Annotated in this window: 19 protein-coding genes; 6 read left to right on the forward strand and 13 right to left on the reverse strand. The window is 50.7% G+C overall.

The features are described from left to right. Positions 1-93 precede the first annotated feature (93 nt). A complete protein-coding gene (locus MKY86_RS15500) occupies positions 94-1,137 on the forward strand; it encodes a YeiH family protein (protein WP_076074972.1) in 1,044 nt (347 codons plus the stop codon). A gap of 658 nt (positions 1,138-1,795) precedes the next feature. Here MKY86_RS15500 and MKY86_RS15505 read toward each other — a convergent pair. From MKY86_RS15505 to MKY86_RS15520, 4 genes are all read right to left on the reverse strand, one after another. After that, positions 1,796-3,178 (reverse strand): MFS transporter, encoded by a 1,383-nt coding sequence (locus MKY86_RS15505; RefSeq protein ID WP_076074970.1) that lies wholly within the window; start codon positions 3,176-3,178, stop codon positions 1,796-1,798. 117 nt (positions 3,179-3,295) lie between these two features. Then, on the reverse strand, positions 3,296-3,721 hold the full coding sequence (locus tag MKY86_RS15510) for a MarR family winged helix-turn-helix transcriptional regulator (protein WP_076074967.1): 426 nt from the start codon (positions 3,719-3,721) through the stop codon (positions 3,296-3,298). A gap of 145 nt (positions 3,722-3,866) precedes the next feature. After that, positions 3,867-4,340 (reverse strand): C40 family peptidase, encoded by a 474-nt coding sequence (locus MKY86_RS15515; RefSeq protein WP_076074965.1) that lies wholly within the window; start codon positions 4,338-4,340, stop codon positions 3,867-3,869. Between the two features lie 124 nt (positions 4,341-4,464). Further along, a complete protein-coding gene (locus tag MKY86_RS15520) occupies positions 4,465-6,255 on the reverse strand; it encodes a glycoside hydrolase family 2 protein (RefSeq protein WP_076074962.1) in 1,791 nt (596 codons plus the stop codon). A gap of 134 nt (positions 6,256-6,389) precedes the next feature. Here MKY86_RS15520 and MKY86_RS15525 point away from each other — a divergent pair, with 134 nt between their 5' ends. Then, positions 6,390-7,169 (forward strand): helix-turn-helix domain-containing protein, encoded by a 780-nt coding sequence (locus MKY86_RS15525; RefSeq protein ID WP_076074960.1) that lies wholly within the window; start codon positions 6,390-6,392, stop codon positions 7,167-7,169. A gap of 24 nt (positions 7,170-7,193) precedes the next feature. On the opposite strand, the gene MKY86_RS15530 is transcribed toward MKY86_RS15525, so the two are convergent. Beyond that, a complete protein-coding gene (locus MKY86_RS15530; protein ID WP_340827162.1) occupies positions 7,194-7,664 on the reverse strand; it encodes a GNAT family N-acetyltransferase in 471 nt (156 codons plus the stop codon). Positions 7,665-7,756: 92 nt separating this feature from the next. Further along, positions 7,757-7,948 (reverse strand): hypothetical protein, encoded by a 192-nt coding sequence (locus MKY86_RS15535; RefSeq protein ID WP_076085806.1) that lies wholly within the window; start codon positions 7,946-7,948, stop codon positions 7,757-7,759. 154 nt (positions 7,949-8,102) lie between these two features. Here MKY86_RS15535 and MKY86_RS15540 point away from each other — a divergent pair, with 154 nt between their 5' ends. Further along, on the forward strand, positions 8,103-8,705 hold the full coding sequence (locus tag MKY86_RS15540) for a TetR/AcrR family transcriptional regulator (protein ID WP_076085803.1): 603 nt from the start codon (positions 8,103-8,105) through the stop codon (positions 8,703-8,705). Here MKY86_RS15540 and MKY86_RS15545 read toward each other — a convergent pair. Further along, positions 8,702-9,655 (reverse strand): zinc-binding dehydrogenase, encoded by a 954-nt coding sequence (locus MKY86_RS15545; RefSeq protein WP_083685768.1) that lies wholly within the window; start codon positions 9,653-9,655, stop codon positions 8,702-8,704. The two genes, MKY86_RS15540 and MKY86_RS15545, sit on opposite strands and share 4 nt — an antisense overlap. A gap of 173 nt (positions 9,656-9,828) precedes the next feature. Between MKY86_RS15545 and MKY86_RS15550 the strand changes: the two genes are divergently transcribed. Beyond that, positions 9,829-10,191, forward strand: a complete 363-nt coding sequence (locus tag MKY86_RS15550; RefSeq protein WP_340827164.1) for a ribosomal protein L7/L12 — start codon at positions 9,829-9,831, stop codon at positions 10,189-10,191. Between the two features lie 97 nt (positions 10,192-10,288). Here MKY86_RS15550 and MKY86_RS15555 read toward each other — a convergent pair whose 3' ends face one another. The 5 genes from MKY86_RS15555 to MKY86_RS15575 form a co-directional block, all read right to left on the reverse strand. Continuing rightward, entirely contained in the window at positions 10,289-10,927 is a 639-nt protein-coding gene (locus MKY86_RS15555; RefSeq protein WP_076085799.1) for an ABC-2 transporter permease, read from the reverse strand. Further along, positions 10,920-11,789 (reverse strand): ABC transporter ATP-binding protein, encoded by an 870-nt coding sequence (locus tag MKY86_RS15560; protein WP_076085778.1) that lies wholly within the window; start codon positions 11,787-11,789, stop codon positions 10,920-10,922. Before MKY86_RS15560 ends, MKY86_RS15555 begins: the two co-directional genes overlap by 8 nt. Continuing rightward, on the reverse strand, positions 11,786-12,166 hold the full coding sequence (locus MKY86_RS15565) for a GntR family transcriptional regulator (RefSeq protein WP_036695325.1): 381 nt from the start codon (positions 12,164-12,166) through the stop codon (positions 11,786-11,788). Before MKY86_RS15565 ends, MKY86_RS15560 begins: the two co-directional genes overlap by 4 nt. A 100-nt stretch (positions 12,167-12,266) precedes the next feature. Beyond that, the gene (locus tag MKY86_RS15570; RefSeq protein ID WP_076085775.1) at positions 12,267-12,947 is read right to left on the reverse strand and encodes a succinylglutamate desuccinylase/aspartoacylase family protein; all 681 of its coding nucleotides are present in this window, start codon (positions 12,945-12,947) and stop codon (positions 12,267-12,269) included. Between the two features lie 376 nt (positions 12,948-13,323). Continuing rightward, the gene (locus MKY86_RS15575; RefSeq protein ID WP_076085772.1) at positions 13,324-15,870 is read right to left on the reverse strand and encodes a diguanylate cyclase domain-containing protein; all 2,547 of its coding nucleotides are present in this window, start codon (positions 15,868-15,870) and stop codon (positions 13,324-13,326) included. Between the two features lie 211 nt (positions 15,871-16,081). Here MKY86_RS15575 and MKY86_RS15580 point away from each other — a divergent pair, with 211 nt between their 5' ends. Both MKY86_RS15580 and MKY86_RS15585 read left to right on the forward strand, forming a co-directional pair. Further along, positions 16,082-16,204, forward strand: a complete 123-nt coding sequence (locus MKY86_RS15580; protein ID WP_268748454.1) for a hypothetical protein — start codon at positions 16,082-16,084, stop codon at positions 16,202-16,204. Positions 16,205-16,511: 307 nt separating this feature from the next. Next, complete coding sequence (locus tag MKY86_RS15585; protein WP_076085769.1) at positions 16,512-17,669, forward strand: C45 family autoproteolytic acyltransferase/hydolase; 1,158 nt, start codon at positions 16,512-16,514, stop codon at positions 17,667-17,669. A 7-nt stretch (positions 17,670-17,676) separates the two neighbouring features. Here the strand turns inward: MKY86_RS15585 and MKY86_RS15590 are convergent, their stop codons facing one another. Continuing rightward, positions 17,677-18,204 (reverse strand): GrpB family protein, encoded by a 528-nt coding sequence (locus MKY86_RS15590; RefSeq protein WP_076085766.1) that lies wholly within the window; start codon positions 18,202-18,204, stop codon positions 17,677-17,679. Positions 18,205-18,304 lie beyond the last annotated feature (100 nt).

The raw sequence follows: 18,304 nt of genomic DNA on the forward strand, positions 1-18,304 counted from the left end.
ATGATATACATTTAAAATCCGTATTTCCCTAATCAATCATAACTGAATATAGTGTTTAAAGGAACTAAATCCAACCTATTGGACGTGACTTCGATGAATCCACAACTCGCGGTACACATGGAGGAAAAGAAAAAACTGGGGTTTGCGCTCGGTATCGCTTTGCCTCTAATGCTGGCCCTGTTCGCCAAATACGTATCTATCTTCCCCTTCCTGAGCATTATGGGGCAATTAGTAATAGCCATCCTGCTCGGAATGATCTGGAGAGCAACGCTAGGCGTTCCAAGTTATTTAACACCCGGCATCTCCTTTACCTCCAAAAAGCTCCTGCGGTATGGCATCATTTTGCTGGGCATGCGGCTTAGCCTGAAGGATATCCTTCAGGCTGGCCCCAAGGTACTGCTGATCGCCTTGGTTTGTATTGGGTTCACATTCTGTACGGTGCTTGTGCTTGCGAGACTGTTCAAGGTAGAAAACAGACTGGGACTGCTGACGGCCTGCGGCACGGCGATCTGCGGAGCGGCAGCGGTAGTAGCCATCGCTCCGCAGCTCAAAGCAAGTGACGAGGAAACGGCGATCAGCGCGGCAACCGTTGCGATCTTGGGCACCATTTTCACACTGATGTATACCCTTCTCTACCCTTTCATTAACCTGACTCCACTGGGCTACGGCATCTTCTCAGGCGCAACGCTCCACGAAATTGCTCATGTCATTGCAGCAACTGGGCCGGCCGGCAAGCAGGCGGTTGATCTGGCAGTCATCGTCAAATTAACACGTGTCACCATGCTGGTGCCGATCGCTGTAATCATCGGAATCTGGGCCAACCGCAAGGAGCGGCAGGCAAACCTGGAGACCGGACGATCCCGTCTGAAATCTATACCAGTTCCGTGGTTCATCCTGGGGTTCCTGCTAATGAGCACCGTCAATACTCTGCAGATCATCCCTGAAGCAATCACGGATAAGCTTATACTTGCTGCGTACTTCCTCATTGCAATGGCTATGGCGGGCCTCGGCCTGAACGTAGATTTAGCTGCTTTTAGACGCATGGGCCTCAAGGCCTTCGGAGCCGGCTTGATCGGATCGGTCCTGCTATCCGGGTTAGGTTTCCTGCTTGTGAAGGTTTTGAACTTATGTTATTAAAAGAGATGCTTACGAGGAATTCCTGCTGGATGAGATCGTTATAAAGCATCCGGAGGATTATTTGGTGCGGGTGATGGTGCATATCGAGGAGCCAGGGCACACTATGAGCTACACACCCTAACAAAAACGGCGACTCCCCCCGGTGGATTCCAGGGCAACGTCGCCGTCTGATTATAGGAGTAGAGATCAGGCTAATTCCCGGTCATCTACATGCCCATGGGATCAGTCGCATTGGACTTAGGCGGGATGCAGTATGTTGGGTTAGTTCTGACAGGTTCATAGTTGTGTCCTTTCGGAAAACACACCCAGCCTCCTTCATGAAGGGTGGCCGGGCGGTTCTAGATTCCCCCTGTAAATGATTAGTTAACAGTAGGGGATACTCTGATTCTGCTTGCATGAAATGTCCAGGTTGCCGGCATCTGCATACACCACCTTAGATGGATTCCATTGTATTATCTCAGTCTACAGGAAAGATGTCCAATCCATGCCGCAGCTGTTCGACACTGGTAATGAAGGAGTCCACGCCACCGGAAGGAGTAAACTGCTCTCCATGGAATCCGAAGATGATCATTGAATCGGCTGCGATGATGCGCCGTATTTCTTTCAGGTATTTTTATAAGAAATACTTATATCGATCTGGAGTTTGTTAATCTTTCTGTTAGAAGAAGCCCTTCGCCTGCTTAATACGGAAGGAAAGCATAAAACTTAAAAGAACGAAAAACAATTGAAGAGACAGAGCCAATATAATCCCAGTCAACAACCCCAAATCCAGTGATTGACTGACGGCGATAAGGCCTCCGCCGATTCCAATGCTTAACCCCGGACTAAATGCATCTGTAAACTGAAGGCTGGCGGCTATCTCTCCTTCCTCACCTGTTGTGGTATGCTGCAGTGCAATCGCTCCGGTCGTAGGATGTGCCAAACCGATGCCGAAGCCAGTGAAAAGCTGTGAAATCACTGCAAATGCGATCCCTCCTTCGGGAAGGCCAACAGCGAGAATGACCGCAGCCACTCCAATAATCATAAATCCAATACCAACGGTTACCCGCTTCTTCCGTCCCGTCCCATGATCCTTGGCATCTAACTTGGACTGGATCCAGGCTGCCGCTGACCAGCTTAATGCACCTGCGGCTACAATTAATCCCGCCATATCCGCAGGAAGCTTTTTCACATCTGTCAAAGCCAGGACAACATAGCTCTCGGTCGCATTATAACTGGCCACAAAGAATCCTCTGGAAGCAATCGTAGCCGGCAAACCTCTTCTGGCACTTAAGGTGCCCTCTGGCAGCAGCTTCCGCAAGGGCTGAATCATGATAAGCAAGCCTGCTGCCGACAGCACCATGCCTTTCCAATCGGTTATAAAGCCCAGCCCAGCCAGCAACATTCCCGCTCCAATAGTCAGTAGTACTGCAAAGCCTTCTTTTCGGTTATTCTTGGACGGTGTATTCACTCTACCTGTAAATTTTCGGAAAGCGGGAAGCGTCAGCAAGACGGCCAAACCAATGAAGGGAAGCACCAGCCAAAAAACAACTCTCCAGGAGATATGCTCCGCTATAAGCCCGGCAATATAAGGGCCAATTAATGCAGGTAAAATATATGCGCCGGAAAACAAAGCAAGTATTCTCGTTCTCAGCTTATCGGGATAACCTACAGTAATGCTGTAATACACACATGTAATGATAGCACCTCCACCAAAGCCTTGAAAAACTCTCCCTATAATTAGGGTAAGCATATTCACGGAAGTAGCCGCAATCACGATGCCGATCACAAAAAATAGTATGGATAGGCCAAACGATGCAAATACGCCGTTTTTGCTAATCCGCGCTCCTATGATCATCGTTCCCAGGATTTGTGCCAACAGAAAAGAGCTGAATATCCAGCCGTATAAATGCAGCCCGTTCAATTTCTGTGCCAGGCTTGGAGCAATTGTAACCACTGCTAAACCTTCAAACGCAACGGTAGTTACAGCAAGAATAATTCCAATGGTTAATGCTCTATACTTGGCGTCGAAAACCCCTGTTTCTTCTGCTGATAGTTCCATCTTACAACTCTCCTTAGAAATAGAATATGCTATTAATAGTCTCAACCATAGTTGCCTCAGCAAGTATTTTGCCAGAAAAGTCTCTCCCTTTTAAGTGCAGAGAAACTCCTCTGTCGGCTATAAGTCTTTTACGTTGTTATAGATTACAGTAAGAACCCTTCGAAACGTCTCAACTTCTTCTTTGGATAACCCCTGGATCGTTTTATTATAGGCTTCATTGGAAGGGGCCAGAATTTCATCTTTAATATCTCGTCCTTTAGGCGTTAAATATACACGCAAAGACCTTCTATCCGTTTCATGAACCACACGATATATAAACTCCTTCTTTTCCAGCTTAAACAGCATTCGTGCAACATTAGTCTGGTCCTTGTGCAGTCTCTCGGCAAGTTCTTTTTGCGTGATTCCTTCCTTTTCCCATAGTACGATTAGGATTTCCCACTGATCCACTGTGATGTCAAACGGGTTAACTACCTTTTGATAGTAATTATTCAATTTAAGTGCCGCGCGCTGCACATTCACACCAATATATTGTTCTAATTCCAAGGTTGACCTCCTTCATAGCAGTCATGACTATAGTTGCTGCGACCATTATAATCTCACCTCATTCCCGTGTCAAATCATTTAAAGATCAGTCTATATATATAAATAGAGCCCCTAGAAGTTCTAGAGGCTCGTAGTATTAATATATTTAATTGCCAGTCATCTTCTGATACATGCTCTCCGAAATGGTTCTTCTGGCGGTTACGTATCTATCCTTGTAGTAGCTCGAAGACAGCTTGGTGATGGTTACTCCATTATTGCTTGAGGAATGTGCAAATTGGTTATCCCCCACATAGATGCCTGCATGCGAGATGCCGTTGCCTCCGGTGTCGAAAAAGACAAGATCTCCCGGACGTAGATCGGACTTGGCTACATATTCGCCTGCGCTCGCCTGCGACTTGGATGTTCTCGGAAGATCTAAGTTGAACTTGCCAAATATGTATATTATAAATCCGGAACAGTCAAACCCTTCAGATACCTTGGTGCCCCCCCATTTATATGGAGTTCCCATAACCTCATTAACCTCTTGGTCAAGCCTGGAGCTGTCATCCGCAGATGCTCTTTCGGATCCAAACGATAGCAATAATACAATACCCAGTAGCCACACGATTCCTTTCTTCAAAAAGAACTCAGTCTCCTTTCTTGCCGGCTAATGCTGCCTGACATATATTAATTTTTTGTAACTATTATGAATGATAGTTTAATATTCTTCGTTCGTCAACCCCTTCGGTGCTTTTTGAAAGAGTTTACATCCCCTGGCGCAGGTTAATCTCCCGTATCCGCGTAAGCGGTACCTTCGGCTCGCGCTCCGCGGTCATTAAGCCGTTGACCTCATCCTGAACGTCCGTAACCTGTGTATAACAATATCCGGAGATGAACGGAATGGCCTGAATCGCCCGGGTCAAGATGCCGAACCGCTCCACAAAAGCTTCCTCGCTATCCACCTGCTGGCCATACCCCCAGCCGTGTTCGCTCTTGAAGGCAATCCCCCCATACTCGCTGATGATGATCGGCTGCCCCTTATAGCTGTAACCTTCTGCAAAAGCAAACTTCCATTCGTTATACGTGCCGCTGCTGCCGGTAATAGAGTCTTTGTCCCTGTAAGTTTCATATAACGCTTCGCCCCGCTCCACATAATCATGCAGCGTCAGAATGTCGGACACGGTATGCTCCCAGCCGTCATTCGTGATGACCGGCCGATGGGGATCTATTGATTTGGTCAAATAATAGATACCCTCCGTGAATGTCTGCTGCCGGACGTCATGAAGGATATTCTGCACACCCCACGATTCGTTAAAAGGCACCCAGGTGATGATGCACGGATGATTATACTGCTGCTGCACGACCTCCAGCCATTCCCTGGTGAAACGCTCCAGCGCTTCATCGTTATATTCATAGGTAGCCGCCATCTCCGACCAGACCAATAGCCCTTTGACATCGCACCAGTACAGGAACCGGGCGTCCTCCACCTTCATATGCTTGCGCAGACCGTTGTAGCCCATCTCCATAATCGCCTCAATATCTTGAATTAGTGCTTCTTCTGACGGCGGAGTCAAATGAGTATCGGTCCAGTAGCCCTGGTCCAGGATCAGTCTTTGATACAGAGGGATGTTGTTCAGCAGGATCTGGCCCCCCTTGATCGAAATGCTGCGCATACCGAAATACGAACCGACCCGGTCTATCTCCTGTTCACCCGCATACAACACGAATTCGATGTCAAAAAGATTCGGGTTCCCCGGTGACCACAGGTTCTGCAGCCATGGCCCGTTAATGCCTTCCATCATGCTGACCTCCACGGTCATCGAAGCTCTATCCACCGACAGGCTATGCAGATTAACTCTTTCGCCTTGATATGTAATTTCCGTCTCCAGTCGGAGATCCTTTGCTTCGGTCAGGCCTTGCATGTGGTAATCCAGCCGGATCATTTGGCGGTTAATGTCGGGCGTCATTTTCACAGAATCCAGCCGGGTCGCATGGACATGCTCCAGCCAGACGCTTTTCCAGATGCCGGTGGTCTGCACATAGAATGAGTCGTGGTTCCGGCCCGCCCAGCGCTGCTTGCCCCGGGGCTGGAGACAGCTGTCGCTGTCGGTCACCATCAGCACAATCTCGTTCACGCCATCCTGCCTGAGCAGATCGGTAATATCGAAGGAGAACCGGCTATACGCCCCCTCATGCTCTCCTGCATAGCCGCCGTTCACCCAGCAGACCGCCTTATAATCCACGCCTTCAAAATGCAGCACCGTCCGCTTCCCTTCTACCGCCGGGGACAGGACGAGTTGCTTGCGGTACCAGATCCGTGGGTGGAAGGTCTCCTCACCGATGCCGCTGGCCGCTGTCTCGTAGGTGAATGGAACGTTAATGGTATGTGTGGCCGGAAAATAATCCATCCAGCGCGCCGCAATGCCTGCGTGATCATCATCGAAGCTAAAGTCCCATTCTCCGTTCAGATCCAGCCACTGGCTGCGGACAAATTGGGGTCTCGGGTAGTTCGGGGTATAGAATTTCGTAGCTGCTTTCGTCGTTGTTCCAGTCATATTAGAATTAACCCTCTTTCTCATTACTGAAGTATTCTCCATATTCACTATCACAGAGTACTCCCTTGTCCCGGGAAAGAAAATGAATTATTCTATTGATTGACTGATCTATCATCTAAAAGGTGGAATTGTGTATGATCACCCTAAAGCGGTGCGGTTCGAATGTTATTCATCCAGAGGGCATGACGATTGACCGCCCGGAAGGCTCCGGCGATTACGTCTTTGTATTCTTTCGGAGCAAGATGGAGCTGAGGCTTCAGACGCGGAGCGTCTATGCTGAACCGAATACTTACATCATCTATAACAGAAACAGCCACTACTTCTACAGAGACGCAGAGCTGCCGCTGGTGCATGACTGGTTTCACTTCGAGCTGGAGGGGGCGAATGCTTGGTTTGAACGCTTGAAGCTGCCGCTGGACACCTTAATGAAGGCCCATGACCCGCTCTATATCACTAGAAAAGTGAATGAGCTTCACTGGGAGAATCTGCAGAACGGCAGCTTCCGCCAGGAGATTATCGACTCCATTATTCGTTGCCTGTTCATGAAGCTTAGCGATATGCGGCATCATGTGGAGGCCAGCCAGCCGGTCAGCAAGTACTATGATTCATTCCTGAACCTGAGAAATGAAGTGCTCAGTTCCCCCTCCACCTGGTACTCTGTCGAACAGCTCGCGGAGCGGATGAACATGAGCCCGTCCTATTTTCAGCAGATCTATAAGCAGATCTTCGGCATTCCGGCCGTCAGCGACATCATTCAGAACCGGCTGGGGCATGCGTCCTATTTACTGAAGAGCACCACGTATAGCGTCTGCCAGATCTCTGCGAGTTGCGGCTATGAGAACGATGTCCATTTCATGCGGCAGTTCAAGAAGTTCACCGGCCAGACGCCGAGTGAATATCGAGTGCAGGGCTGATGGCGAAGGAAGAGTGGCTCGGGGTTATTGGCTTAGATGAGCGGGATTAACGATTCCGTAATACACCAAATCCTCATACGAATTAATCTTATGTATTTGATCTTTCAATGTGCCTTCATAGATCATTCCGCACTTCTGCATAATTCTTCCTGAGGCCGGGTTGGAGGCGAAATGCCGGGCATAGACCTTGTGATACTTCTTTTCGGTAAAAGCAAATTCAATAACCGCTCTGGCAGCCTCGGTTCCGTAACCGTGCCCCCAATGGGCTTCACCGATCCAATACCCGATTTCACCGTTATGATGGGACGGATGTGGAGATGTTATATAAGACGCACTAAAGAAATTAACAAAAAAAGCAAAAGAAGTGGAGGGGAAATTTGGAACTGGAGGAGCGATAGCGTCCGCCTGAAAGCTTTCCGAAGGAAAGCTCGCATCGTAAGCAAAGGCTGTGTTTGGATTTCTACCGCGAGGAGCGGTTATAATCAGGAAATCCAAACACAACAGCGGCCGGAGGGCCAAATGTTCACCGCAGCGACGACCATGCTGTAAGTGCTAATCTTAAGTGCTTCTTATATAATCAAAGATAATCAAAAAATCCACATGATCACAACAACAATCAAAGCAATAACAGCTACTGCAATTACCAGATCAGAGATCTGCCGCCAGAATCCCTGAGGCCCTTCGTTATGAAGCTTCTGTTCATTGACGTCATGATTGGCTTTGTGCCCGCCGGGATCAGTCGAATTCGCATGAGGTCCCGGATTGAAGAAATCAGTCATTACAATCGCCTCCCTTTCCCTCAATTATACACCATTTAATCTCATTTATGGTAAACAGAAAGACTTTGGCTTAGCTAACATTTGAATTTTGGCTTTAAATATCCTATTTTAAAAAGATAGAGTTTCAGCAGTTAACGGAAGAGGCGAACACATTATGGGCGATATACATGAGAGGATGTCAGCGGGAACCCGGGCTTTGATCGAGGATAACTTCCTCCAGCTCATGGAGCAGGAAGGATTTCACAAGGTGAGCGTACGCCAGCTGGCGCTTAGAACACATATTAACAGGGGAACGTTCTATCTGCATTTTACAGATAAATACGATCTCCTGGAGCAGCTGCAGAGGGAAATACTGACAGGTCTGGAGCAGGTGATGGTTGTCAAAATCGTACGTGAAGAGATGTCCGGGCATTATCTGAAGGGCTTGCCCTATCCGCCCTTGGTGCATATCCTTGAGTATCTGCACCAGCACGGCGAGCGAATCCGCTTATTTCTCGGGGCCAAAGGGGATGCGGCATTTCCGGGGCAATTCAAGGAGGTTATCAAGCGCAGCTTCTACCGGAAGCTGGAGATGAATGGCGTATTTACCGGCCACCCGGCGGTTCCTCCAGAGTATCTCGCTGCGCATTCCGCATCCATTTTTCTCGGAATTACGGAAGAATGGCTGCACAGCGGGATGCCTTATACTCCCGAGGAGCTGGCGGTGATCTATAATGAGGTCTTATTCATGCAGTCGACTCTGATCGCTAAGTCTTAAATCGTAATCAGTACCTTACCACGGAGCTTACCGGCCTCGCTCATGGCATGTGCGGCAGCCAGCTCGGCCAGCGGCAGACGGCCGGTAATCCAGAGCTTCAGCTTGCCCGCATCCACCAGCTCTGCAACCCGCGTCAGCAGCGTGCGATCCTCTTGTGCAAACAGCCGGTGTGCCTTAACGCCAAGCTGCGCTGCCAGCATTTCGTCCGCAGGATTCACCGCCGAGATCAGCGCTCCTCCCTCTTTTAGCAGCGGCAGCCATGTGTTGAGTACCTCAGTGCTCTCAGGGGACAGATTGAGGATCAGATCCACCTTATCCTTCAACTTGTCCGTGACGCTCTCCTTGGTGTAATCAATGATTTCGTCAATCCCCAGCTCCTGAAGCATCGGCATACTGGCCGCCGAGGAAGTCCCGATAACATACGCTCCATGCTGCTTGGCAAATTGCACTGCATAGCTGCCTACCCCGCCAGCGGCTCCGGCAATCAGTACACGCCCACTCTGCGGCAGGTTACCATGATCGAATAACCCCTGCCATGCGGTTAAGACACCAATCGGCAGCGCGGCAGCATCGGATAGCTCCAGGGAGACTGGCGCCAGCGCAGCATACTGCGCTTTGGTGACCACATACTCTGCGGCAGCACCGTCCCGGGACATATCGAGTGCAGCATAGACTCTGTCCCCCGGCTGAAAGTCCGTAACCTCTGCTCCTGCTGCCTCCACCGTACCCGACACCTCAAAGTTAGGAATGTAAGGAAATTCATGCGGGAAAAAGGCTTGCAGGTAGCCCTTGCGGATTTTGACATCTGCCTGATTGAACGCGGTCCCTGCCACCTTAATCAGAATCTCGTCCGCTGCGGGAACGGGAATCGGTGCCTCCTCATACCTTAACTCTTCCAGCCCTCCAAATTGATGTATCCGAATCGCCTTCATATGTGTGGCTTCGTTCATTGCGATCACTCCTATAGATGAATTGGGAATCCGCGTACCGTTGAAGCAATAGGTGTACTGTTCCTGTAACTCATTGTAGGGTCCCGCCCAGGCGGATACAATCAACAATCAAGCCTGAAGTGTTCATTCTTTCTTCTTACGGGTAGTAGATAATTAAGGAAGGAGCAATGCCTATGGAACATATGGATACGATCGATCTCATCGCCATTCTGGCTCTGGTGCTGGCGCTATTGCTTATGCTGAGTGTGTTCAGTCTGAAGAGACGTGTGAATGAGCTAGAGTCCCGGTTAGCGCAAAGAGATGCTTACGGCGGAATGTACTCTTCCCCGGCTAGCGGCAGAGCTACTGACATCCCGGCTCCCTTATTCGTGCAGAACCCGGAGCTGGCACCGGACCTCGAGCGGAGAATCCGCCTGCTGATAGCCGAGGGCAAGAAGATCCAGGCAATCAAGGTCGTGCGCGAAGCGCGGAATCTGGGCCTCAAGGAAGCCAAGGACTTCGTAGAGAACCTGGAACGGAGCGGGAACTTCCGCTGAGTGAACCATGTGTGAATGATCAAGAATGACCTCAGACTGCCACTGGACAGTGGAAGGTGAGGTCATTCTTGGGATGAAGCTCATACCGGCAATGAAGCTAAATATCCTTGTGCATATAAATTCGCGACGAAATCAGATAGGAGCTATAGATAATGATGAGGTATGCCAGCACGCCGATGACTACGGGCAGCATATTGTCTATTTTACCGTCCTGAACCCATTGAGCGAGAGCCGGAAACTCTTTGTTCAAGCTTCCAAATGTAGTGAAACTCAGCATAATTACGATCATAAAAACTACATTGACGAACTGCATCCCTTTTTGCCCTAACCAGTAATACAGCGGGAGATAGAATGAGGCCAGCAGCGGAACCAGCGCCGTAATCAGTCCCAGCTCCTTCCAGCGCAGTGGCTCGTCCAGCTTGCCCAGCGTCACAGCAACATAGTACATTACAATGGTACAGACGAGGCTAAACAGCGCGAGCGGCAGGAGCGTCAAATATTTCGCTTGAATCAGCCGTTGTCTCGGCACCGGCAGTGTGGCCAGAAACTTCTGATTGTTATTCTGCATATCAATCGTACAGGCGTTAATCAGCAGCAGCAATGCTGGTAACAAAGCGAATACCGTATAGGCTTGTGCGTTGGAATATAACATAAGTACAAAATAGGGAATCAGCAGCAAAGCGAACTTCCGGGTAAGCATGAAGTCTTTGCGGATTAGCGCAACCGAGTTATGCATGGGCTTCGTCCCCTTTTACCGTATAGTACATAATCTCTTCCAGCGTAGGTGTCTCGCAGAGTGCCGTGTCCCTGAAGTAATGTTCGCCCTCCGCACGATTGCTGATCAGGCCCTCGAATCCCAGCCCGTTCTCCCGCAGCCCCACGAACCACCGCCGGACATCCCGGTCCAGCAGCTCCTTCCCGCCTTTGACCAGCAGATAGCGCTCGCTCAGACTCTCCTTCATCTCATGGAACACAACCCGTCCCTCATTAATGAATACAATATAATCGGCAATCCGGTCCAGATCCGTAGTGTTATGAGTGGAGAATAGAATCGACTTCTTCTCATCCTGGATATGCTCACTGAGCAGCTCCAGCATCTCCCGGCGGAAGATCGGATCAAGCCCCGAAGTAGGCTCATCCATAATCAGCAGATCGGCACCATGGGACAAGGCTACGGCGAGTGAGAATTTGATTTTCATCCCCTTTGACAAGTCCTTAATCTTCTTGCCCGGCGACAGCTTGAACTGCTCCTGAAATCTCAGATATGTATCGTTGTTCCAACCGGGATAGAACGGAGCAATAATGTTCTTCATCTGCTTCACGGTCATATGCTCATAATAGAAGCTCTCATCCGAGACGTAGCCGATCCGCCCCCGAATCGCAGCCTGCTCCTGACGGTTGTTCTGGCCGAAGACCCGGATGTCCCCTTGATCCTGCGAGATTAAGCCCATCATCAACTTGATCATTGAGGTCTTGCCTGCACCATTCGGGCCGATCAGCCCGGTAATGTAACCCTCCTTAATCGATAACGAAATATCCTTCAGCTCAAAACGGTCGTAGCTCTTCGTTACATGGTCCAGCTCAATTACAGTACTCATTCCTGTTCCTCCTCATAGAGCAGCTTCAGCATCTCCGCGAGTTCAGCGTATTCCATGCCCAGTTGTCTGCTCTCGTCAATAATCTCCTTCAGCTTGCCCTCTACCATCCGCAGCCGCTGTTCCCGGATATATTCCTGATCGGCCCCGGAGACAAAAGACCCCTTGCCGACAATCGAGTTGATCAGCCCCTCCCGCTCCAGCTCCTCATAAGCCCGCTTTGTGGTAATGACGCTAATCTGCAGCTCCTTCGCCAGTAAGCGGATCGATGGCAGCGGAGTACCCGAGACCAGCTCGCCTTGGAGAATCATCTGGCGGACCTGTCCCACAATCTGGGCGTAGATGGGTTCGCCAGATGTACTTGATATCACGATATTCATGCAGCAGCATCAGCTTCCTTTGTGTTTGTTGTAACTAGTGTATATATATATTATATACACTATATTCAGTTGTGTCAATCTCCTAGTGTCATACCCGTAATTAGCCGATCATTCCCTGAGACCGTAGAAAGTGGTATACGATCTCGCTCTGCAGCCTTACTCTTAAGGCATAATCCAGGCTCCAGCAGGTCTCTACGGTCACCGCCCGGGCACCGAGCAGGCGCTGGAAGGCCATCCGGGAAGTTCCTGCACGCTCCCTATGCCGTATGTTGAAGCGGTAAGCTCTATTCGTGATCGTCTGATTCATCCGCATCACAATTTGCTTGGCCAGTCCATGCGCCCGGCTGACCGGGCTGATGATCAGAGTCTGGCCGACCCGCTTCGGATTCAGCTCGGACAACCCGTTCGCCTCATGCAGATCCAGTACCCACGAGGGACGGTAGCGCAAGGCAAGCTGCCATACGGCTGCCGACAATGGATGACGGGCCGGGGCGCCTTGTCCGCGCGGGAAGGTACGGTTCAGGTCGGGCTTCCCGCGAATCCCCTTGCGCCGTGCGATTTGATTCACCAGCGGGACGATAATCAGCTTTCCTGAACGCAGCATCAGATCTCCCCGGCTGAGCCGGCTGGCGATGCCTTGCGCTGCACGGCTGCTCGCCGGCTCATTGCCGTGAACACCGGAGATGATCATGAATACAGGTCCGGGGACACCGCTGCTAATGACATAATAAGGTGTGGCATAGGGCGTTCCTGCCGCCAGCGTATGCTTCTCTACAGACAATGTGGTTCACCTCGCTCTGGATAATGCGGATCATGTGGATGATGGTATACAAGATTCTGGACAGCACCAACGGTTACTCTGTAATGTATGCGGATTACCTGCGGGGGATTGGACGAATAGGACAGCAAAATAACCCCACAAAGTGGAGCTTTAGCGTAGGTGATGACCCAAAAACTTTGCGGGGGCCCCAAAACATATAAATTCTTTCTAAAAAAACCGGACAAGTCCAATATGGACTCATCCGGCTTCTTCTCTGGATACACGATAGTACTAGCGGGTGTCAAGTAGAAACGGCTTCGTAGTCCTTTTAAAGGACGGTACCGTTTCAGCGAGAAATAGAAGGATAGTTTATAGTGTGAAGCATATAAATTTTATTTTAATAAAACACGACCTGGTTCTTCCCGGCAGACTTCGCCTCATAAAGAGCCTTCTCCGCCTTGGCAATGAAGTCAGACGGGCGGTCAGAGGGAACAGGTACCTTCAACAGGCCGCCTATGCTTACAGTGACCACCCCTTCCTCTTCAAAGCGGTCGCGGGGAATCTGCAGATCGGAGACACCTTGACGGACTGACTCGGCTAATTGCTCCGCCTGGGAGGCGGACGCACCCGCCATCGTGAGGATGAAGTTCGCCCCGCTGAAGCGGGCCACGAAGGTGCCGTGCGTGATGCTGATGATATTCAGTACGTCGGCTACCGACTGGATACAGAGATCGCCGCCCTTCAGCCCGTGTACCGCATTATAGGAATGGAAATCATCGATATCAATCGACAGCAGCAGCAAGGGTTCCCGGGTATTCAGCGTATCCTCCCAGCGCTGATCCAGCTCATGCACAAGGGCCTGGCGGTTCGGCAGATCGGTTAGTGAATCGGTCGTCAGATAACTTTGCATCTGATTGGCCGCATCGATATAGGCTTCACCCTTCGCCTCTGTACCGGTTCCAGTGTTAAGCACCGCCATAATGGATGGTCTGCCGCCATGAATAACCGAGGCCAGACTCAGGCTTACGTCCAGCGGTTGCCCGTCACTGCTCAGGAACTGTCCCTGATCGGATACGAACTGGGTCACATTCTGGCTCAGGTCTGTGAAGTGCTGCTCCAGGGCTGGCCGGTAAGACTCCTGCACATAGTTCAGGAACGGCTGCCCGATCAGGGATTTTCCTTTCTCTTCACCCATCAGCTCCACTGCACGGTTATTGCAGTAGGCGATCACATCATCGGTAATCATGAAGAAGGCTACCGGAGACAGATCCATCAGCTGCAGATACCGCTGTTCGTTGTGGCGCAGACTGCGGGCATTCTGCAGGGCCTGTTCTTCCGCCTGACGCAGTTGGTTCTCGGTCTGTCCACGCAGAATAGATTTGAGCTGAGGCAGAATGTTAAGATGCTGCTCTCTCCACGGAAGTGAGGTGGACTGAACCACCTGCCGCCATTTCTCAAAGGACTTGCGGGGAGACAGGCGCTGTCCGTCATTCTCCTGAATGACAGCCTTAGCCGGATCTCCGGCCCAGTCCACAATCTCGACCACCTCAGGCCTGAACCAGATCATGTAATTCTGGTGTCCTGGAGTCAGGGAGAGATAGATGACACCGGAGGCTTTATTCTTGTAAGCTTTGGCTGATTCATATTCCAGACTGAGCCTGGAGGTGCAGTAGGTGTAATCCTTCGACTTCCCTGCCAGCCAGCCGGCAAGCTCCCGCACCTGCTCCTGGGAGGGTGCTACTCCGAACAGCATCAGCTTGTCCTGATAACACACGGCTGCGCCGGAAGCCTCCATCATACCCAGTAGCGTCTGCTCTTCATCGCCGAGCTGTTCAATCACCCGGGAAGAGCTGACGTTACCTGTGAAAATATCGACAATCCTCATCGCCTTGGTCCGCAGCTCCAGCTCCGTCTGATAATTGTCGAGCTGCTGACGCTGGTACAGCTCACTCGAGAAGAAGGCGCCCAGGAAATTACACAGATTACGGATACGGTGCGGGACATACTTGGGAGAATAGTGATGACAGGTGATCAGTCCCCAGAGCTTGTTATTATTGATCAGCGAGATGGTGGTCGTTGCGCCTACCCCCATATTCTGCAAATACTCAATATGGAGCGGAGACACACTACGGAGGATGGACAAGCTGAGGTTCAAGGGCTTACCGGTAAGCGGCTGCAGCACCGGGGTGATCGGAACCGGAAGATAGTTCACATCGACGATTGTTCGCAGCCAGTTGCGCAGATACAGCTCACGCGCCTGCTTCGGAATGTCAGACGCAGGATAATGATGGCCAAGGAACGGTTCCAGTCCTTCTTCCTTGGCTTCCGCAATCACCTTGCCGTTCCACTGTTCATCGAATTCGTAGATCATGACCCGGTCATAACCGAGCATCTCCTTCACCTGCTCGGCGGCGGCCTGGCTGGCTTCGAGACGGTTCGCCGTATGCTTCAGCCGTCCGAAGAACGTGCGGATCCAGTCGAAGTCATTGGAGCTGTCGCTCTGATCGATGGAGGCAGGCTCCAGTTCAACGATCATCAACCCTTCACTTTCGTGAATGATGCAGAAGAAGTCCACCGGCTGATCTGCCACTTTAATCGTTATAACTATATATTGTAAATCTGCTGTTTCTTTCGCATTCACACTGCGTTCAAGCATCATCTTCAGCTGCTCCGGGCCTACCAGGTCAGCCATAGGCGTTCCTAACAGTGATTCTGCAGCTGTTCCCAGTAACTTACCCGTATTCAGACTGGCCTGGACAATCCTAGGAGCTGTGTCCTGAGTTACAGCCAGCAATACACCATGCGGCTGAATAAGTCCGGGAATATGGATGGGCTCCTTCTCACAGTTATTAAGATCCACGGGTTCCTTGGGGTCCAGCCCGGCTTCATTCAACAGGGTCCGGTTCAGCGGCTGATTCTCATGTTCTGTATTAAAATCTGACATAGGTGCAATGCCTCCATTGAAGTAAATGATTTCTAAGCTGTTTTGGCGTAGGTTCATTCTAACTTACTTTGGGCAGCAATAACAAACATAAGTCTGGTCTGCACAGCCTGTTTTGGCTTGTATTACAGTCCTGGAATAATTATGTATAATATGGATGGATAGAGCATAACCTGTGACGGCTAATCCATTCCTATACTCCGAGGTGACCGTAATGCGGCGAACCAAACGTTCAGGTAGAGAGATTGTTTCTTTTCTGCTAAGCGCCTTCTCCATACTGATCATTGCCTTCTTCCTCATCCGCTATGTGCTTCAGACCGTTTCATTCGCACCTTAACAGCCTGCCCACGCAAAAAGGAGCATTTGGGGGAAATGCTCCTCTTCGGCTTGCATATACCAAGTATTAGGTTGCACTTCCGGAAGAATTGTAATCCGAAAGTCTTACCAATAATTTACCTTAAAAACCTCAATAATACAAGTATTTCCTTCTATTCCAGTGAAAATGTGACTAATTCATAACTGCGCTTCGCCGCTTGGCTGCGCATCCGGGGATTTGGGGCGCATCAGGCTTTGCCGCCTGATCTATAGGCCCCTTATAATGAACCTACTCTGCGCAGAGAATAACCGAGAGAAGGAACATTCACATGGATGCTAATCCCCTGTTACAGCGCAAGACCGCACAATTTACACATCTCGTTACCGAAGGCACTCATTATGAGGTCGGACGCGCCTTGGGCGCCCATCATAAGAATAACTCCGCCATGCTATCCTTCTTGTCCTCCCCCTTCATGGGAGCCTCCCCGCTGACTCCCTATGCTGCGGACAAAGCCATGGAGAGCTTCGAGCGCTACTGCCCCGGCTTGAATGAAGAAATTCAAGGCTTCGCCGATGAGACCGGCGTAGAGGCCGCCCATGTCGTATTCTATTATTCCTATTTTCAGGCACCGGGCCACTGCACACAGGCAGCCTACCGAACTGGAGCAAGTGGGGAACAGAGCGGACATATCTGTCATATGCGTAATTATGATTTTGGCTGGGAGGATGAGCCGTATAATCAGCTGCTGCTCAGCACAACCCGGGTGAAGGGCAAACCGGCGCATACCGGCTTTGCGCTGCAGCTGTTCGGGCGTTATGACGGGATGAATGAGGCAGGGCTTACCGTAACCACCACCTCGGGGAGAGTCCGGCCGGAGATGACCGGGGAGGGCTTTATTTTTCCAGGCGTAGTCCGGGCCTTGCTGGATCAATGTACTACCGCGGAAGAAGCGGTCCAGCTCATGCGCAGCATGCCGGTGGCTGACTACAGAAACTTCCTGATCTCTGACGCCCAAGGGAACATCGCCCTTGTGGAGACGGCTGGTACCGGGAAAGCGATCCAATATCATCCGGCTGCTGCCAGCTTAAGCACAAGCCAGCTTGTGCTCTCGGCGAACCATTACACCCTGCCCTCCATGCAGCTACACAATCAGCAAGTCATGGAGAACTCATGGACAAGATATGACGCGCTGCGTGCAGCACTTATGGACGATAACACCCCTATCGATCCTGTAGCAGCCATGAAAGCTGCCGCAGGACGCGAATATCCCGAAGGGATCTGCTGTCACCATTACAGCGAAGGCTTAGGCACCTTATGGTCCATGGTCTGTGACAATACAGCCCGTGAGCTGCATATCTGCTTCGGTTCCCCTCAGCTTAACGGCTGGAGGACATTCGGCTTCTATGACCCGGCGGGAATGCGTGTATACGAGGCAGTGCTGCCAGACAAGCCGTCCGCTGAGGGATTCTGGACCCCTACCCGGTAACCTTACCTCATTCTTGCTGCTGTGACGCCTTCCGCAGAATAGACTGCACAAACGCCGTCTTCCCGTCACAATAGGCATCAATGTCATAACGGTACTCTTCAGCCAGCCGCTGCTTAACCGCCTGATATTCCTCCCGGGCAGCGGGATGGCTGCGCAGATAATCACGGAACCGGATATGCTCCACGTAACCCTTGCCGTCCTTGGGACATACATAAAGATGGTATTTCATGAATCCGTCATCCTGGTTGCTCTTGAAGGCTTCCCGGCCCTCAATGCCCAGATTACCCTGATGCTCATAACCGAACGCCTGCAGTCTGCGGATGATCTCCGGCAGCTGGTCATAGCTCTCCATCACCAGATCGATATCAATCACAGGCTTGGCCCACAATCCTTCAATCGAGGTGCTGCCCACATGCTCCGCTGCGATAATCAGATCTCCGGCGATCTCCAGCATCCGCTTCTCAATTCTGCTATGTTCCGCCTTCCAGGCCGGATCATACGGAACCACCTCTACAACCTTAGTCTTCTCAGCCATAATCCCTCTCCTCCTTCGATTTTATCCATACACTATAGTTCTACAATAAGTCTAATGATAGAATAATAGAATCCTTTTAATAATGACGGAAAGAGTGGAC

This window comes from Paenibacillus sp. FSL R7-0333 (assembly GCF_038000365.1).
In the GTDB taxonomy this organism is placed as follows: domain Bacteria; phylum Bacillota; class Bacilli; order Paenibacillales; family Paenibacillaceae; genus Paenibacillus_AQ; species Paenibacillus_AQ silagei.

Coding starts and splice junctions, on each gene's coding strand:
- MKY86_RS15525 (WP_076074960.1), top strand. CDS start 6,390: ATGATCACCCTAAAGCGGTGCGGTTCGAATGTTATTCATCCAGAGGGC.
- MKY86_RS15565 (WP_036695325.1), bottom strand. CDS start 12,166: ATGAATATCGTGATATCAAGTACATCTGGCGAACCCATCTACGCCCAG.
- MKY86_RS15580 (WP_268748454.1), top strand. CDS start 16,082: ATGCGGCGAACCAAACGTTCAGGTAGAGAGATTGTTTCTTTTCTGCTA.
- MKY86_RS15505 (WP_076074970.1), bottom strand. CDS start 3,178: ATGGAACTATCAGCAGAAGAAACAGGGGTTTTCGACGCCAAGTATAGA.
- MKY86_RS15500 (WP_076074972.1), top strand. CDS start 94: ATGAATCCACAACTCGCGGTACACATGGAGGAAAAGAAAAAACTGGGG.
- MKY86_RS15540 (WP_076085803.1), top strand. CDS start 8,103: ATGGGCGATATACATGAGAGGATGTCAGCGGGAACCCGGGCTTTGATC.
- MKY86_RS15585 (WP_076085769.1), top strand. CDS start 16,512: ATGGATGCTAATCCCCTGTTACAGCGCAAGACCGCACAATTTACACAT.
- MKY86_RS15520 (WP_076074962.1), bottom strand. CDS start 6,255: ATGACTGGAACAACGACGAAAGCAGCTACGAAATTCTATACCCCGAAC.
- MKY86_RS15555 (WP_076085799.1), bottom strand. CDS start 10,927: ATGCATAACTCGGTTGCGCTAATCCGCAAAGACTTCATGCTTACCCGG.
- MKY86_RS15590 (WP_076085766.1), bottom strand. CDS start 18,204: ATGGCTGAGAAGACTAAGGTTGTAGAGGTGGTTCCGTATGATCCGGCC.
- MKY86_RS15545 (WP_083685768.1), bottom strand. CDS start 9,655: ATGAACGAAGCCACACATATGAAGGCGATTCGGATACATCAATTTGGA.
- MKY86_RS15575 (WP_076085772.1), bottom strand. CDS start 15,870: ATGTCAGATTTTAATACAGAACATGAGAATCAGCCGCTGAACCGGACC.
- MKY86_RS15535 (WP_076085806.1), bottom strand. CDS start 7,948: ATGACTGATTTCTTCAATCCGGGACCTCATGCGAATTCGACTGATCCC.
- MKY86_RS15560 (WP_076085778.1), bottom strand. CDS start 11,789: ATGAGTACTGTAATTGAGCTGGACCATGTAACGAAGAGCTACGACCGT.
- MKY86_RS15550 (WP_340827164.1), top strand. CDS start 9,829: ATGGAACATATGGATACGATCGATCTCATCGCCATTCTGGCTCTGGTG.